This is a genomic window from uncultured Aquimarina sp., from assembly GCF_947495315.1.
Lineage (GTDB): Bacteria > Bacteroidota > Bacteroidia > Flavobacteriales > Flavobacteriaceae > Aquimarina.
In genome coordinates this window covers 43,923-61,586 of the sequence record NZ_CANLYD010000022.1, presented here as the reverse complement: position 1 = coordinate 61,586, position 17,664 = coordinate 43,923, and the positions used below count along the sequence as shown (strand labels likewise).

Here is a 17,664-nt window from a genome sequence, read left to right as displayed (position 1 = left end):
AGGCAAGACAAAATACAACTCGATATAGTACTCTTGTAGTCGAAATCTAATGAACTGAAGATTCGATGACATCTCCTTTAATATCACATACAGTCATTTTCCGACTTCGATAGCCTTAGCCCTCGAAAAAAACCAAATGATAAGGCGTCATACTAACTAAGCCGGCACATGGAGTTTATCGAAGTGTTTTTAAAGTGCTTAATGATCAAAAATCTGTTAATAAATTAACACAGTCATACGGTTTAAGGGTACTTCGTAAGTACCCTCTCCATACCTCTAGACTACCCAGAGGACACCTCAAACACAAGCAACACCGAGCTCTGAGGGAAGTGCCACTTAGCTCCAATACAAGTGATACTTCTGTTTGTGTCTAGTCATGCTTCTGTTTGAAGTACCCCTATCCTGTGTTGGAAGTACCCCATGCATACCTATATGAGAAGAGTACCCACTATCATAAGTACCTTAAGCGATGTTCTGATGCTCATGTACCCACTTGTACAAGTACCTTAACCTAGGAATTGAAGTGGGTTTTAGGCGTCTTTAAGTGATTTTTGTTATTAAAATGTTAAAGATGTGTTTTTAGATAACTCATAAGAATAACCAGAAATTTAAAGGAAGAAATTATCTAATATCATCAAAGTATTCTTAACGTGCCATCCCTAACGAGAGCCGAGGCTCTCGAAGTCCAGATATGATTGATTATATACCATAAAACAACTACGAGCCTAAATCTATGACCGTTACTTATTTTCTGCTTGTACCAGCAAGGAAGATAGGCTTTGCATAGAATGCAGAGCAGGGACTGGCTTATTCTTAAAAAACAAAAAACGGCCACATCTTTTTACAAACATGACTGTTTTTACTATTTTTTGACTTATCGTCTTTGATCATTGCGCGAAGTCGGGAGATATTCGCGCAGCATTCTAACTTTATTTTTTAATCACTCTTTGCGGAGCGGGGTATACTCTTCTTAAAAAAAACAAAACCACAATCTATATAAAATAGATCGTGGCTGTTTATCATTTTTAGCTTTGTCTGCCAAGGTTATTTGCTTACTCATACCCGCCACTAGTTTTGAAAACTAGCGGTAGCCCATACTAGCAGCATCTGGGGCAAGTTATAGTTTATGTTTCCATCTAGCAAATGTATAAAAGAAAGTAGCATTTGTTGGTAGTTGAAAATCCCAAGATTCTTTTAGAGAACTATTTCTAAATAAATCCATTTTCTTTCTCTTGGAATCTATTACAAGAGAGTCATCTAGCTGTATTAAAAACAATCTATTCATAATAACTTCTGCGATATCATTTTTTATTACACAAAGATAGGTTTCATATTCATCTCTTACATCATATTCTTTTACTGAAGATGTAATGATATCTAATGTAACTATTCCTGCGCCATTAGATACTTGTTCCTTATCTTTAACAATACCAGAGAATGAAACATTGAAATGTTCGAAGTAAATATTCTGATTATTATAAGATTTAGTATTTCTATTAAAATATAATTTTAAGGGAATCCCAAAAAACAATAATAGCAAGATTAGAATCCCAAATATTTTTAATAATCGAGTCATTGATTTCTATTTTGAAATTATATGTTTAAGCATGCTATCCCTAACGAGGGCTGAGGCTCTCGAAGTCCGATATATGATTGATTATGCCCTATAAAAACAGTTACAAGCCTAAATCTGTAGCTGTTTTGTGTTTTTATTTTTTACTCAGACGTTGCACGGAAAACATTTCCAGGCTATCAGGTTTTGTAATCTGTGCGGTAAATTACAAATTATTGTAAAAGAAAACAGCCACATCTTTTTACAAACATGACCGTTTTTACTACTTTCTTATTGTTGTCGCTTACTCTTATGTGACACGGAATGCAATTCCGCGCTATCATATTCGCGCTATCGGGCTTTTATTTTTACTCAGACGTTGCACGGAAAACATTTCCCCGCTATCACATCCGAGCGATCGGGTTTTTACTTTCTTATTGTTATCGCTACGAAGTTGCAAACTTCGTAGAGCTGGCATCGCGCTAGCCGTTACTTAATTTCGCTCGCGCCAGCTTGGGGATATTTGGTATATACCGGTATCAATGTTTTCAATAATTAGTTTAGAAATGATTTTATCTTCAATTAATTTTAAAATATTTACATGAACATCATCCTTACTCATGTCTTGTAAACTAGGATTAGTTTTGATAAAATTAAAAAGTTTCCATAAGGAAAATTTAATGCTCGTATTATTTAAAGGAGCGATATCATATTCGCATATTACTCCTTCTTTTTCAACCCTGCAACCTGCTCCATGAAAACTATATTTATACCCATTAAATTCTCCCAATTTAGGGAAATCATTGCCTGCTTTTTCCCAAATATTTCCTGAAATATTAAAGGTTGTATTTAATTCTTCTTCAAAATCTTTAATAAACCCTATATATGTATCAATTTCTTTTTTCATTTTACTTAATTAAAAAAACCTCTATGTATATCATCTATTTTATCACCAAAAAGTTTTCTAGCATGTTTAAATGGTAATTCTATTGCTTCAATAGAGCTATTTAATAACTTTGCAGCTTCAATTCTATGGTGACCATCTAAAATAAACGTTTTTCCTTTATGGACATAAGTATAAATAGCTTCATTCATTAACCAAATATCTCCTTCTTTCATGAGTTTTGCAATATCAGCTACTTTATCTGCAGCTTGAGCTCCAATTTCAGTACTTCTTAATTTAGCAAGTATTTTAGGAGCGTATTTAACATTTTTTGCAGCCCCACCACCACCTGATAGTAAACCATAGTCTTCTATAATTGCAATTTGCATAGCAGGATCTTGCAATTTATTTCCTAAAAAATCATCTTTAATAGCATCCCAGATATATGCATCTAAATTTGATAGTCTTTCATCAAAAGTATTACCATACAATTGAGTTTCATAAAAAGATTTATAACTTACAAACTGATCACGAGTCCAATTTTTAAATTTTCCTAAAGAAGCATATTGTTGTGCTGTTTTAAAACCTTCAGCACTAACTTCAACTGTTTTATCAACACCATCATGAACTTCAACTGACTGGTCACCATGTGTGTAAATAGTATCGTCATACCCTCCATCAGGATCAATTCGACTAATTGGGTTATTACCCATTGCCATATATGGAGATGCATATTGTCCCGCTGGATCCGTAGTCAACCACCGCCCAATTCTACTATCCCACAAACGCAGTTGAAATGCTTCTTTCCCTGTTTCGGGATCTTTTTCCTGGCCTTGGTATGCGTATCTATAGTCTCCTTGAAGGTTACGTCCTGGCATTGGCATTCCAAACGGATAGTAATCTGTAGCAGTGGTCATTGCGATCTCCTGCCCCGTATTGGTTCTACCTACTACAGCACGTACATTGCCCAGATGATCGGTCAATTGATAATAGCTACTACCATCTGTCTTATGTACTCCCAATCTACTGGCTCCATAAATGGTGTTTTCTACCAGATTGGTGCCATTGGCATCTTTTCTGTAAATAGCCATCGCTGTTCCCGCAGCATCACGGATATAAAACTCCGTATAGGTTAGATTACCATTTTGAGGGTTATAAGATTCCTTGCGTACTCTATGATTTTTATCATTGTAAAAGAACTTGACCAGTGGCTGGTCAGCCTTTTTAATTTCTGTCACTAGACCACTGGCATTGTAAAGATACTCAATATTTTCAGAAACGTTCTTTACTAATTGACCGATATCGTTGTATTCGTAATTAATACCATCCTGATCTCCTATATCATCTGCTCCGGCAACATCTCCCGCTGCATCGTCTACTCTTAGTAATTGGTTAGGTTTATCAGTTTTATATTCATACGATAACTTATCCATCGCATTACTACCCTGATGCGTGTCTTTATTACGGTTTAATTGCTGGATGTTACCATTAGCGTCATAGGTAATGTTATATACGTTGTAATCAGCATCTCCTTGTACCGTTCCGTCGGTTACAATTTTAGCACTAAAAGTACGACCACTTGTTGCTGTGATGCTAAAACCATTTTCTAAGGTGATAGATCTTCTAGCTTCTGCATTGGTAGTGCTGCTTACAGGCTGGTTTAGCGGATCTAAATCCAATGGAATACTCGTGTCTGCTTCGTTTACATTTTGGTTAAAACTAGCACCTGTTAACCAGTTATTTTTATTATAAGAATAATAATAAGAGTCAGGACTGCTATTGTTTTGCCCTAATGTGTTCCAGATAATGGATTTTATATTTCCGTTATATTGTTCGATTCCATTTGGGGTCGTTGGTATGGTTTTAGGAGTTCCTGTACGTCTATAGTCCTCATTGTAGTAATGTACGTTCATCCCAAAAAGGTCATTGTTATCTCCACCTGGATCGGTAGCTGCCGTTAGGTTTGCGCTGTTAATACTTTTTAGCGCACCGTTTAGATTATACACATAATCAATCCCTTGCAATCCTTCTGCTAGATTCAATCGTTTTAATGCTCCTGTCTCGTTATATTCATAGGTAGCGTGTTCTTTATAGTTGTTTCCATCTGTAGAGGTTTCTACTTTGGTTAAGCTATAGTCATTTTCATCATAGGTATATCTATGAATGAATAGATCGGTAGTACTATGTTTTTGATACAGTACACGATTTACCTGACTGGTAATTGGATCATATTCATAATCAATGGTTTTTGATCCTAAACCTGCAATGTTCTGTACGATCCATTGCACTCTGCCGTAGATGTCATAACTGTAGTACGTTGTTGTATTTTCGTTCTCGGTTTTGGCTACGTTACCCGATAAAAAAGATGGATTGGTATAACTGTTGTTTACACTTGATAGATAATTTTTATCTGATTGTAGTAGTGCATCATATGTGGTCATATGAACTTCAGCGCAATTAGCGTCTGTTAAACCATCTCCATCCGGGGTATCAATTAGGTTTTTTAATGCCGTTTTAAAAGGATCCGTCGTTTTTGCCACCTGATCTATAGGAATGGAAGCTTGTAAATACGCTAGGCTATTATCTTTATATACCCCACTTTCTACAGGTCTACCCAAATGATCGTAATTGGTATATGAAAATTCTTTGTTTTCCCATTGTTTACTATTGGTAGAAAAACGTATTTGTCCATCTTCTCTATACGAAAACCATGCATCTCCTTCATCAGGACTATGAGTTTGTGTCAATTGCCCCAGCGTATTATACTCAAAAGTACTTTCTAGTTGTTGTAACGGTTGTTTGCTACTCAGCAATCTTCCTGCTTTGTCATATTCATTGAGGCTATAGTCGTAGTAGTTTTCTGGATAGGTTACTGTTATGCTATTTGCAGTATAGGTTTCCGGATCGTTCACGGCAATTCTATAAAAACCATTGGATAAACTTCCTACACTTGCAGTAACGATTTGTTCTGTGATTAAGTCATATATAGTGATAGAACTACTACCAGATACTGATATTCCTGTGCGTTCAACAGGGATATGGACATCTACAAATCCTTGTTCCCCGATTTTTACTGCGGATGTTCTTGAATTGTCAATACCGCCTTCTTCGTTACCACTTCTGGCTGCTGCTAATGTTTTACCATCGGTATCTGTAAAGACTACAGATTCTACTCCGTGAACATCTCTGGCTACCGTTTTTACGATTTTATAATCATTGTATTTAGTTTCTCCAAAAGCTCCAGGTTTTGATAACTCTTGCCCAGCAGGCATAGAAAATACATAGCCTTGTTTCCATTCACCTGCTATTTTGTTACCACCAACCGATTTAAGGGCTGTTCCAGGATTTAATTCACTATAAATTGTTCTAGAATACGGTCTGTTGGTTACATCCTGATAAGGATCACTAGTGTTGTTTTCACTATAATACCAGCCTAAGGTGTTTGCTTCGGCAGTTACGGGTTCTGGATTTTCTAGATCAGCATTTTCATAATCACTACTATTAAAATCTGCATTTCCTGATTTTTTGATAAATCCTTCTTTGTAGGTAAATGCACCATCGTTTCCTATAGGAGCACTCAAAGTACCTACAGCAGGCCTTCCCTGATGATCATATCGAACTTCGCTTGCCCAGGTTTTGCCGGTTTTTTGATCAAATGATTGAGATTGCGTTCCTTTCCCAAGATCATCATAATAGCTTACACTAGCTCCTTTGAAATTACCTACTACATTTTCGGTAATTCCATAACTATTCACGGACACCCAGTTTTTATCGGTATCCGTTACGTTAAAGGGACCGTAACTATTATTAGTAATTTCAAAACCTTGTTGGGTATACGTCAAGGATAACACAGAGTTGGAAGAATTATCAGTTAGAATATAGCCTGATACTCCCGCTCTATACCAAGATAGGTTAGGATTTGTCACTGTTCCTATTACTTGGGTATTATAAAGAAAGCGCAGTTGTGAATTGCTCGTCTTCTCAATACGCACTCGATCTGAGGTTTGTAGAGTGATATCTTCTAAACGCCCTATTTCCGTACCATCAAGGTTATATGCAAAAATAGTATATCTATTGCCTACAAGTCCTGAATTTCCATTATGATCGATTTTAAGAATATATTGATTTGTATTATTTAATGAAGTTTGGGTTGTTCGTGAAAAATAGATGGAAGCAACTGTAAATTTGGTTTCTAAAAAACCAGCAAGATTATTTCCGTTTACTTTAAAGTTGGTTACTTCAAAATACCCTGTAGACTGTTCTTCCGATAATACTTCAAATGATAATAGGTTTCCATTTCCTGATACGGTATTAGCATCGATAATATCAAAACCGGTATTCTGATACCAATTTAAATTTTGAGCCGTACCTATGAAAGATACCAATACTAAGAAAAAGCAGCTTATATATATATTAAATTTTGTCATTTTTTCTTTTTTAAATTGATTATTATTGTTGGATAATTTGGATAGGATCACCATCTCCACCACCGTCGATTCCACAGTTTCCTCTTTGGTGATTTCCTGAACCTGTTACAATAGTTCCAGAATTTTTATCCCTTACTTCACATTTGTAGTAGCGTCTACCGCCAATTCCACAACTGGTGGTTAGTGAAGTGGTATTAGAAGAAGTCCAACCACCAAAACTAAAACTACTGTTATTAGTACTGATCGCCCATCGATACTGATATTCATAACTCCCACCGCTTGCTGTTGCGGTGAGGGTCGTAGTTGATACGTTGGGGTTACTAATACCTAAACTTACACTTAGCGCATTCGGATTTATTGTGTTACTACTTATAAGAGTTCCATAATTATAATTGATCTCTTTACTCAGTTTGAACCCTCCTGTTACTTCTGGAGTATCCATCGCTTCTGCATAGGTCCTTTTTAGTCTACCTGCATCGTCGTACTCATATTTCGTAGCCAAGTTGTTAGCTCCAATGATATATGTCAGTTCATCCCGTTCGTTATACACATAGCTACTCATAGAGGAGGCTGTAGGAATCATTCTGAAATCATCATATATAGCAGTTCCTGAAGAATTATAGACGTATACTTCTTGATTCGCTGCAATATCACCAGTATAGAAATTAAGTTGTACCCAATCTCCGGCAGGAATTACTTCTGTAGGATGATAGTCAATTACAGAACCACCAGCTCGTAGTTTAGTATTAGTGTAATTGTCATTATTATTTCCTTTATGTACCCAAACAGATGCTTTATAGGTTCCTGCTTCTGGTGTAACAGAAAAAGCTTTCATATTTGCCGAGGCTTGTACGGCTTTAGCGCCCGTATGGTAGGTATCGGATAGGGTAGCGGTACTACCTTTAGATACTTCTCCGCTAAAGTAGTTCGTGTTCTCTATCAAATCTTCTGCACCAGAATAATACATGGCTGTATAACTAGCATTGGCTACTGCAAATACCTTAGAATTATCATCTCCCATTTTGGTACTAGCTCTGTTTCCATTAATATCAATAGATTCTAATGGCATAGAGTAGTGGTCGTATAGACTTACAGTAGAGGTTTTGATCCATTTAGCATTGGATTGATTATCGGGATCAGACCAATTGAAGTTGTCATCATCTCCAGTGTATTCTGCATACGCTCCATCTTCATCTACTTCTCCTTTCCAGGCAAAGGTTTGATGTTTACGCCAGATTTTTTCTGCATCATTGCTCGGGGTCGAAGTTGTACCGTTATACGAACGATAGGTCCAATCATTATTCCAGGTATTGACAGAAGCATTCATAATTTTCCAATCTCCTGAAGCATTTTTAATTTTAGTTAAGCTTGCAGCCGTTTGGGTTAACATGTTTTTGTTTGTTGGGCTATCTACTTTAGCACCCATACTATAACCATTGGTATTATCAGTATAATTACTTACTTGATATGCTGGAGTAATTTTGGTTTTGAATTCTGTACCTTCACTAGAAACTGTCCTCGTCTCCATTACCTGACCTGTTAGGAAATCATGGTTATCGTAATAGGTAGTATTTGTAAATCCCCCTTGTGATGTTGTTGTGCTTTCTAGAACACTAGGATAATCTATTTTACTTGAGGAAGTTATTAGAAAGCTCTCCTCATTGTCTTTTTGGAGTTTTTTAATACTCTTGTATGATTGTTGAGAAACTCCTATTTGACCATCATTGTCTAAATTTGTCTTATAACTGCTGACTGTTTTATTTAATAATTGTCCATTCTTATTATGGGAGGCAACAGATAATACTCGACCTATATCACTTATCTTATTATAAATAGTATATTTTTTGGCTTTTACTTCTCCATCGAAGAAACTCTCATTTTGCTGTTCTTCTACTTTAAAGAAATCCCCTAAACAAAAGATATAATCCGGATGTTCTTCATAAGGTTTAAGAACATCAAACTCATAAGAAGTACTTCCTAAAAATCTGTTATTCCGATCATAATTTTTCATAGTTACATTTCCATAGGTAATTAAAGGTGCAGGAAGTTCACTAACATAAGGTATTCCTTTTTGCTCTTCTGAAGGAGCATAGGAGGTTATACCAGAAATATTATCATCATCTAAATTGGTATAATCATATACCGTTTTTAAAGTTGTATTTTCACCTTTGACTTCAATACTAGCAACTCGAATACCTCCACCAGTTTTACCGTTTGCTTCTGTATCGGTATAATAAAGATTTGGTGTTTTCGTACTTTTGATAGAAGGTTTAGAAAAACAAAATGAACTATGACAGAACTCTCCACTACTTCCTAAATTAGAAATGGGGATGTTATTTATGTGATAGTTATACCCATCGTCTTCATATTTTATTACCTGAACTGTTAATTTGTTATTAGAATTATCAATGTTAGTGACTTTAACCTCTATATTCGGATTATAATTACCTCCTCCAGCAGATCTAATTCTTAAGTTTAAAAATAAATTAGTTTCTACATTTAGATTGAAATATTCATTTAAATTAATGTTTGAATTGAGAAATTCAATTTCTATAATATCACTGTTTTCATTCTTGTTTATTATAGCATTATTGAAGATTTCAGAGGAGTTATAAGCTGCCTCAGAATAATACGAATCTGCTTCGTGATTAATTTTAATTTTCCCACCAGTGGGAGTAGTAATTTCATTTAAACTCCAAGCTTCAGGATTAGTTTTATGATACCCCCATTCATCTTGATTTTCCTTATTATAGGTAACATATGGTAAATTATAATTAAATTTATATGGTGGTACTAAAGAGATTCCTTTTTTACCAGCAAAATCTACAGATTTTAGAGATAATCTTCCTTTAGTTGAAGCTACTGAATTAGGGGATTGTTGCGCTAATGAATAGTCATAATTAAAATCAATTACTTGGGCTGCCTGTTCCTCTAAATTTAATCCTTCAATGTCTTTTATATCTAAAACTTTGTCATGTTGATGTATTTGAAAACTTTTAAGAATGATAGGATCTAAATATCCGTTTGATAGCACTACCACTTCTGCACATAATTTAGTGCTTTGATCAATCGTATCGTATTCACAAGGTTGTATGTTCTTGTAACCATTGTTGATACTTGAATACCCGGTAAGTGTTGATGTAATGTTACCTCTCCCTTTATCTATATTTGATTGATCATTTTTAAGAAGAATAATTTTGCTAAGCTTTAAAAGCCTGTTTTTTGGAATATCTATATACTTTGAACTCATTTTAATTCCTTTTAATACTTCTTTATAATTGGACCCTGAATGGACTGGCATAAAGGGATAATCGGGAAGTGTATATGTATTGCCATCACCTTTATAAACAACATCACCAGGTTCGCCTATGGTTGGAGATATATATATACTTTTACCAGATTGAATCTCTTCGCTATATTCATCGGCCTTAAAGGTGCCTCCAGTATATAATTTCTTGTAGATGTTTAATTCTTTAGATGTATTATCGGCTCTAAGATCTTTTACAAACAATGCCGTATGACTTCTCGTTTTTACTGCATCCAGATAGTAGATCTGTTTTCTACCCCAATAATAAGAGTAGGTTTTATCATTAGGATCTTCTTTATTTTCATGCTCTTCATATCCATCAAAAGGGCCTTTCCAAACATAGCCGTCAGACCATTTTCCGTAATCGAATTCTACCCAATATCCATAATCTTCTTTATCTACCTGTCCATTAGTATTTATATCTACGTAATCTGGACCAGTAACTGCAGTTAATAACCAATGTGTAGCATAGGGTTTGGTCTTTTTGATTTCAAAGAAGTTTGTATTCTCTTGATTTTCGGTTTTAAAGTTTTTGTAAAATGTTTCAAAATTATAAACAGGGAGAGAATAATGATATGTTTTACCATCTAACGCTGTAATTTTGAAGGCTCCAATCCCCTCATCTAAAAACGTATCGATTTCTCCATTTCTATTAATGTTTTTTGCTTCAATAAAACCAATAGTATTATTATCCCGAATTTGTTTATTCGTAAAAGTTTCTATGTAATTGCCTGTACGTTTTCTATTACCCAATTTTAATTGATCACCTTTTGGAGATATTTGTTGATTATATAAACTTGTATTAGAAGTTTCAAAGCCTTCGAGTAAAACCCTATCAGATGGATTCGTTATTCCATTGGTTGTTGGATTTTTATAAATATTTGTACGGTCTAATCTTAAAAATGAGTTGATTTCATTTTCAAAATAAAAATGAGTTGTTCCTCCTAAATCATTTGTTTCATCTAAATAACTGTCAAAATTATCGGCAACATATGTAGTGTAGATATTATCATTATTAGTTTCCGCTCTTCCTCTATCTACTAAGTTAAGTTCATAATAGCTTGCAGGTTTTATGCTTCCAGATAATCCTTGAGAAGTAACAGTATAGTTATCATAGCCTGGTAGAGATATATTGTTTTTATCAATCTTATAATTTTGTTCTACCAAATAATCCAGACTCATGTTTTTATGGGAAAAAGCAGGGAATTCATTTACATCCATAAAATAGTTTTCTTTCATTAAATAGCTTGGTTCTGAACCGTCAGAAAATGATTTAGTTTCATTAGCATGATAAGGATACACGGATCCTGATGTAGTTAGGTTGTTTTTTTTAAACAAAGAATAAGTAATTCTTTTATGACCAAAACCTACATAAAAAATATAGACTGGGATTGAAGTTTGAAATCCATCTACATCTACATTGTAATCATTACTCGAAACTCCATAATTTGCGGTGGATATCCCTCCTCCTTTTCCATTAATTGACCCATTTAAGGAAGGACCATTTGAGCTAAAACTTATCCCGACAGATGTAGATTTTAAAATACTTTTTGAAGATTTATTTGATTCTGTTCCTGCTAATGATAGACCTCCTGATAAACCAGAATTATAATTATAATTAAGACTGATGCCATAGCCTAACTCACTGTTTTTGAAATCACTACCATACCCTATGCCAACGCCATTTGTTCCTACATTCACGTTAAACCCTTGATACCCAAAACCAATGCTTGAACCTTCTGACGCTACTGTCACATTTGCACCGACATCATTAAATCCATATCCTAATGATACAAAACCACCAGTAGATCTATGCGAGCCCCAGGCTACACCTTGTCCAATGTTAAAACCATTAATATTTATACCTAAACTAAAGTTATATTCGTTTTCCTCCCATCCTGCATCATAGAAAAACTCTTCATAGTTCGTTTTTCCCCAATCATCAGGAAACCCATTTATATTACGGTTTATAGAACCGGGATTTAAGTTCCAACCTAATCCTGTCCATGATGCTTCTTGATTATGAGCGACACCACCGTGATATGATAATGCTAATGGGTAACCTCCTTCTGGAGAAGGGACATTCAATAATGGTAAAACGTAAGAAAAATCACCTGTTAAAAGATTTACCATATCTGTAGCATCTACGGGCTCGAAAGCAGCAGCTTCCGGAGCATTTGGTCCATTATTGTTGGCCCAAAGCTGATTATAAGGAATCAGTGTGTTTAAAAATGTTAGTACGAAAAACATTGCGATTGCCCGGTGGCGAACGGGTGTTCGACCCTTCGGCATTACTTCGACTCCGCTCAGTGTAGCACTCAGGGTGACAAGTCGTGAGTCCGCCCTTCGGCCGCGCTCGGTATTAAAAGTGGAAAGTTTTTCTTTTAGTAATTTAATAATCTTCATAGAGCTTTTGGTTTTCATTGGTGTTTCTCTAGTTTCTATTTATTCTATGCCTGAAGTCGGATGTCCGAAGTCAGGTGTTTTTTGTTTTTATGTCCGAAGTCCGAAGTCAGTTGTCCGAAATAAAGTTTCTTCTTCCGTCTTCCGTCTTCCGACCTCTGACTTCTGTCTTCTGACTTCTGTCTTCTGTCTTCTGACTCCTGACTTCCGTCTTCCGTCTTCATTCAAACTTTAATTGTATTTCGTTTTTAAATATTTTTGTTGGGATCTTAAACTTTACTTCTCCTGTGTAAAATCCAAGGTCCTCTATACTAAGTGTCATATGTTCGGCATTTGTTACCATAGAATCTTTAGGATATACTAATAAAATGGTAGTAGCCCCACTCATTCCATACATTCTGGGGTAGATATAGTCCGCCATCTCAATAGTATCTTTTTTGGGTGTATACAGATATACCTTTTGTTCCATCCCAAAAGCTAGTTGATTCACCATTGCTCCAAATCGCTGTTTGTTGCCCGCTACATTGCTCAAGAGTTCCTGGTTGTTTTTGGACATAGACAAATTGAAATATAGATATTGATCATATTTGCTTCGTAAACTGTCGATTTTAGCATCATCCGTTTCTCCACTTAATTCTTGATCTACCAATAAATCAGTAGGCTTATATATAAGAGAGAAATCTACCCCGTTTACAGTTTTGGTATGGATATATTCATTCTCTGGATTGTTGAGATAGTTCCATAGTTCTTCTTTGTTGTCGAAGGTTTTAGTGGAGCAGGAGGATAGAAGCAGACCTGCCAGTATGATGTATAATGTTTGTTTCATAGTGTTGTTTTTTTGAGTCGGAAGTCCGAAGTCAGGAGTCAGAAGTCAGAGGTCTGGAGTCGGGAGTCCGAAGCTTCTTCTGTTTTTCATTTTTTCCGCCTTCTGACTCCTGACTTTTTATCAATTAATCTTCTTTCTAAATGCTGTCATCATATTCGTTAAATCAAAACATTTTATATATTGCTTATCGAATTCTTCTTCCGGTATGTATTTTCGTCTTTTTGCTTTATGTAAACAGGTTACTACTTCAGCAAGTGAACGTATACTATATCCCATAAACTTTTTAAATTCTGGATTGGTTTGTCCGATAGATCCTTCAGAAATGTTTAAAGCAACAGAATCAATTGCTCGCATCATTTGAGAGGTGAGATTGTACATTTCATTTTTTGGAAAAGACTTAGATACTTTATCGAGTTCTTCTCCTAAATCCATCGCCTTTTGCCAAATTCTTAGTTCTTCGAATTTAAATTTCATGGTTTATTATTTTATCGGGAGTCCGAAGTCAGAAGTCCGAAGTTTTTTTGAAGCGAAGCTTCTGTCTTCCATCTTCCTACCTCTGACTTCAGCCCTCTGACTTCCGTCTTCCGTCTTCTGACTCCTGACTTCTGACTTCCGTCTTCAATTACTTCCCTTCAAACTCAGCATTTAATTCTTCCAGTACTTTATCGGTTAGATCAGCAGATTCTTCTCCGTACATAATGGTTCCGCTACCGGTTGCTCCAAAAATCACTTTGTATCCGTTCTTTTTACCGTATTCTTTGACGAAATCATTGATATCATTAATAACAGTCTGTGTAACTTTTTTATCTTCTTCTTGTAATTGCTTTTGTACTGCTTGTTGGTAATTGTTGATCTGTTGTTGTTTGTTACCAAGTAATTGTTGTTTTAGCTCTAATTCCTTTTTGCTAAGACCACTACGTTCTTTTTCGTATGTTTTCAATTCTTTTTGCCAATCCGCTAAGAGACTATCAACATTTGATTTCATAGTTTTTGCTTTCTCATCAAACTCAGCTTTTACGATTTTGGTTCTTTTATAACCATCCAAAAGTTTGTTTACATCTACATATACAAGATCCGATGAAGATTGTAAGTAGAAAAAAGAGGCTACGGATGCTACTAGTGCAATAATGGCGATGGGTAATGCTATTTTATTCATGTTTTTGTTTTTAAGTCCGCACTTCGACAGGCTCAGTGGCGGTTTTTATTTTGGGTTTGTCTGTTTTAGTCTGCACTTCGACAAGCTCAGTGACAGTTTTAATTTTTAGTTAGTCTGTTTTGGTCTGTACTTCGACAGGCTCAGTGACAGTTTTAATTTCTAATTTTCTATTCTTTAATTAATATTTTTTCTAATTTTTCTAATCGAGTTTCGAGCTCTTTGTTTTTGTCTTCTAACGTCTGAAGTCGAGTGTCGGATATCAGAAGTTTGTTGTTGGCTTCTTTGAGTTGTTTTTCCTGTGCAATTGTATAGAGTGTTAACTCTTCAATTTTTTCTAGAAGATTGAGATTCATTTGCTTTAGCTCGATACCATTTTGCTCCATTTCTGCCGCAGAAGGAATATTAGGTAAGTGTCCCTGATCTTTTATGTAGGCTTCTACTTCATTAATAGATTTTAGATTATAATCTTCTAAAAACACATAATCAGGTGCCACAGCTCCGTTAAGATCTACTTTTACTTCTTGCGTATGAATGTTCCCTTTTACAGTTAGTTTTGCATCTGGAGTGTTTGTTCCAATTCCAACATTACCATTTTTTAAACTAAGGGAGATATCACCATTTTTCTTTACAATTAAGGGCATTGAGCTTATTGTTGAAGTAAAAACATAAAAATCTCCTTCGGAAACTCCATAACCTGTATGATTTTCATGCGCAACACCAATTCTTATTTTCTCATTACTTAAGGGAGTTTGAAAACGTAACTCAGGCCATTGTGAAGATGAAATTTTTAAATAATGACGGGAATTTGTTTTTCCTATTTTTGCATCTCCATATACGTCTAATAGTCTTGTTGGTGAGTTTGTTCCAATTCCGACATTCCCGTTTTGATGAATTCCCAATGAACCAGCAGCAGTTTTTAATAAAAGTCCATAATAACCTGCAAGTTGGACGGAAGCTTTTGTGTCGTCGTTAGAAAGATCTGTGAAGGTTCCTCTTCCTAAACCATACCAAGGACTGGCGTTCGTTTGGTCTGTTATGTTAGAAAGAGAAAATCGATCAGCCCTAATTCCATCTCCTACTACGTGCAACTTTGCAGCTGGATTTGTTGTTCCAACACCTACATTTCCATTTCCCATAATCCTAAATAAATTGGTATCAGAAGGCCCTTGAAAAACAAAACCATTACTTGCTCCATTTCCCATTCCACCGATACGAATTCTGGCTATATCGTTATGCCATGAAAGCATATTTACAGCTTCTGTATTATTTGGATTTTTTGCTATTATATTTCCGGTGGTAGCGTTATCATCATTTGGATTCAAAGATTGGGCGGTCAGTATGTTTACAACTAGTACAGCGAAACTAAATAGGATTATTTTCTTCATGGATAGTGGATTTGTTTATTGTTTGCTTAGAATTAATTCTAGTTTTTCTTCTAATTGTTTGATTTTATTACTTTGTTTTTCTAAAGCCTTAATCTTTTCTTCCTGTTTCTTAAGTTCTTTCTCTTGAGCAATCGTGTAGAGTGTCAACTCCTCGATTTTTTCTAGGAGTTTAAGATTCATTTGTTTTAATTCGATACCATTTTCTTCCATCTCCGCTGCAGAAGGAATATTTGGTAAATGTCCCTGATCTTTTATATAAGCTTCAACTTCATTGATTGATTTTAGCTTGTAATCTTCTAAAAACACATAATCTGGTGCCACAGCTCCGTTAAGATCTACTTTTACTTCTTGGGTATGAATGTTCCCTTTTACGGTGAGTTTTGCGTCTGGATTTGTTACACCGATACCAAGATTTCCATCGTTTGTTAAACGCATGTATTCAGTAAGTTGATGTTGTGCATCAGAATCGTAATTATTATGATTTCTATATAACCATCGGAAACCATAATTAGAACCTTCAAAAACACCTTTTGAAGTGTACTTATTTGTTCCTTTGTAATGATCTTTAGGATCTTCATTATTTCTAGAAGAATTGAACCCGATGTAACCGGCCCATTTGTTAGAACTTCCTCCCCAATTGGTCTCGTTGGTCCAATCTAATGTTAATACACCCCATTTTCCAACTTTGGTTTGTCCTTCTACTTGTAGTTTTGCTCTAGGGTTTGTTGTTCCAATACCTAAATTTCCGTTTGCATCGATTACCATATCATTTAAATGGTCATTAACTCTAAATATCATGCTGTTAGTAGAATGCACATATTGTATTCCACCAACATAGTTGTCTTCGGGATCAGAGAAGCCATAATATCCTGTTTTGTTATTTGGTGATAATAGATTCATCATTGTATTGTCATTATCTTCAATAGTTAGATCTGAAAAATCGTGTACTATACCTCCAGAGCTTCCATTGGATATATGAAGTTTTGATTGAGGGTTAGCAGTTCCAATACCTACATTACCTCCACTGTGAGGAAAAACAATAAAGTTTCCCGTTCCTGTAAAAAAAGTTAAATCTCTATTGTTATAGGTAAAAAGAGAAATATCATCCCCATCTCCATAATATTGAGAAGTTTTATTCCACATTAATCCACCTTTGTATGCCGAGGGATTACCAAATCTTAGATATTCATAATTAGTGTCGGATGTTATTTTAGGGTTTAAATAAGTGACATCGACGGTTTGCGAAGTGCAAACACTGAATAAAATTAAAGTGATACTACTACATAATAAGTTTCTCATAATTTAAAAAATGATATGATTAAAAATTCTTATAAAATCTTCTGTTTTGGGCTAAAAAAAAGAAGGCGCAAATATAAAGTTTTATGGTATAACCGTAAGGGAATTTTTACTTTAGTTAATAGTTTCTTAATAGTGTAAAAAGCTATTAGATTTAAGTAGTTGTTAATCAATGTTTTGTTGTGTTTTTCCCTGTTAAAATTTATCTTTTCCTTCTCAATTCTAACTGTTACTTTCTTTTTTATATAATAAAGTGTCAGTAATAGGATAAATGTTACCGGAGAAATCCGTTTTTTTTTTAATTATTTTATAAATAATGGTTAGAGGTGAGCCCTTCGACTGCGATCCGGGTAAAAAGTAGGGAGTCGTAAGTCAGGAGTCAGCCCTTCGATAAGCTCAGGGTAAAAAGTTGAAGGTCAGGAGTTAGAG

At 35.1% G+C, this 17,664-nt stretch carries 10 protein-coding genes; all 10 read right to left on the bottom strand.

Annotated features, from left to right (window positions below; all coding sequences use genetic code 11):
• Nucleotides 1–1,117: 1,117 nt before the first annotated feature.
• Nucleotides 1,118–1,576, bottom strand: coding sequence for a hypothetical protein (locus Q0910_RS26385; RefSeq protein ID WP_299223302.1), 459 nt, complete (start codon nt 1,574–1,576; stop codon nt 1,118–1,120).
• A gap of 469 nt (nt 1,577–2,045) precedes the next feature.
• Entirely contained in the window at nt 2,046–2,459 is a 414-nt protein-coding gene (locus tag Q0910_RS26380; RefSeq protein ID WP_299223300.1) for a hypothetical protein, read from the bottom strand.
• A gap of 5 nt (nt 2,460–2,464) precedes the next feature.
• On the bottom strand, nt 2,465–6,862 hold the full coding sequence (locus Q0910_RS26375) for an RHS repeat-associated core domain-containing protein (protein WP_299223298.1): 4,398 nt from the start codon (nt 6,860–6,862) through the stop codon (nt 2,465–2,467).
• Between the two features lie 22 nt (nt 6,863–6,884).
• Nucleotides 6,885–12,575 carry a hypothetical protein gene (locus tag Q0910_RS26370; protein WP_299223296.1) on the bottom strand — a complete coding sequence of 1,897 codons (5,691 nt, stop codon included), beginning with the start codon at nt 12,573–12,575 and terminating at the stop codon, nt 6,885–6,887.
• Between the two features lie 44 nt (nt 12,576–12,619).
• Nucleotides 12,620–12,796, bottom strand: coding sequence for a hypothetical protein (locus Q0910_RS26365; protein ID WP_299223294.1), 177 nt, complete (start codon nt 12,794–12,796; stop codon nt 12,620–12,622).
• A complete protein-coding gene (locus Q0910_RS26360) occupies nt 12,793–13,398 on the bottom strand; it encodes a hypothetical protein (RefSeq protein ID WP_299223292.1) in 606 nt (201 codons plus the stop codon). Before Q0910_RS26360 ends, Q0910_RS26365 begins: the two co-directional genes overlap by 4 nt.
• A gap of 120 nt (nt 13,399–13,518) precedes the next feature.
• Nucleotides 13,519–13,872, bottom strand: a complete 354-nt coding sequence (locus tag Q0910_RS26355) for a four helix bundle protein (protein WP_299223290.1) — start codon at nt 13,870–13,872, stop codon at nt 13,519–13,521.
• Between the two features lie 148 nt (nt 13,873–14,020).
• On the bottom strand, nt 14,021–14,554 hold the full coding sequence (locus Q0910_RS26350; RefSeq protein ID WP_299223288.1) for an OmpH family outer membrane protein: 534 nt from the start codon (nt 14,552–14,554) through the stop codon (nt 14,021–14,023).
• Between the two features lie 167 nt (nt 14,555–14,721).
• Nucleotides 14,722–15,939 (bottom strand): tail fiber protein, encoded by a 1,218-nt coding sequence (locus Q0910_RS26345; RefSeq protein WP_299223286.1) that lies wholly within the window; start codon nt 15,937–15,939, stop codon nt 14,722–14,724.
• 15 nt (nt 15,940–15,954) lie between these two features.
• Nucleotides 15,955–17,238, bottom strand: coding sequence for a tail fiber protein (locus tag Q0910_RS26340; protein WP_299223284.1), 1,284 nt, complete (start codon nt 17,236–17,238; stop codon nt 15,955–15,957).
• Between the last annotated feature and the right edge of the window lie 426 nt (nt 17,239–17,664).

What these genes read in the sequence shown, in the direction of transcription:
- Q0910_RS26375 (WP_299223298.1), bottom strand. Translation starts at nt 6,862, where the DNA reads ATGACAAAATTTAATATATATATAAGCTGCTTTTTCTTAGTATTGGTA.
- Q0910_RS26365 (WP_299223294.1), bottom strand. Translation starts at nt 12,796, where the DNA reads ATGAAGACGGAAGACGGAAGTCAGGAGTCAGAAGACAGAAGACAGAAG.
- Q0910_RS26340 (WP_299223284.1), bottom strand. Translation starts at nt 17,238, where the DNA reads ATGAGAAACTTATTATGTAGTAGTATCACTTTAATTTTATTCAGTGTT.
- Q0910_RS26380 (WP_299223300.1), bottom strand. Translation starts at nt 2,459, where the DNA reads ATGAAAAAAGAAATTGATACATATATAGGGTTTATTAAAGATTTTGAA.
- Q0910_RS26385 (WP_299223302.1), bottom strand. Translation starts at nt 1,576, where the DNA reads ATGACTCGATTATTAAAAATATTTGGGATTCTAATCTTGCTATTATTG.
- Q0910_RS26370 (WP_299223296.1), bottom strand. Translation starts at nt 12,575, where the DNA reads ATGAAGATTATTAAATTACTAAAAGAAAAACTTTCCACTTTTAATACC.
- Q0910_RS26360 (WP_299223292.1), bottom strand. Translation starts at nt 13,398, where the DNA reads ATGAAACAAACATTATACATCATACTGGCAGGTCTGCTTCTATCCTCC.
- Q0910_RS26350 (WP_299223288.1), bottom strand. Translation starts at nt 14,554, where the DNA reads ATGAATAAAATAGCATTACCCATCGCCATTATTGCACTAGTAGCATCC.
- Q0910_RS26345 (WP_299223286.1), bottom strand. Translation starts at nt 15,939, where the DNA reads ATGAAGAAAATAATCCTATTTAGTTTCGCTGTACTAGTTGTAAACATA.
- Q0910_RS26355 (WP_299223290.1), bottom strand. Translation starts at nt 13,872, where the DNA reads ATGAAATTTAAATTCGAAGAACTAAGAATTTGGCAAAAGGCGATGGAT.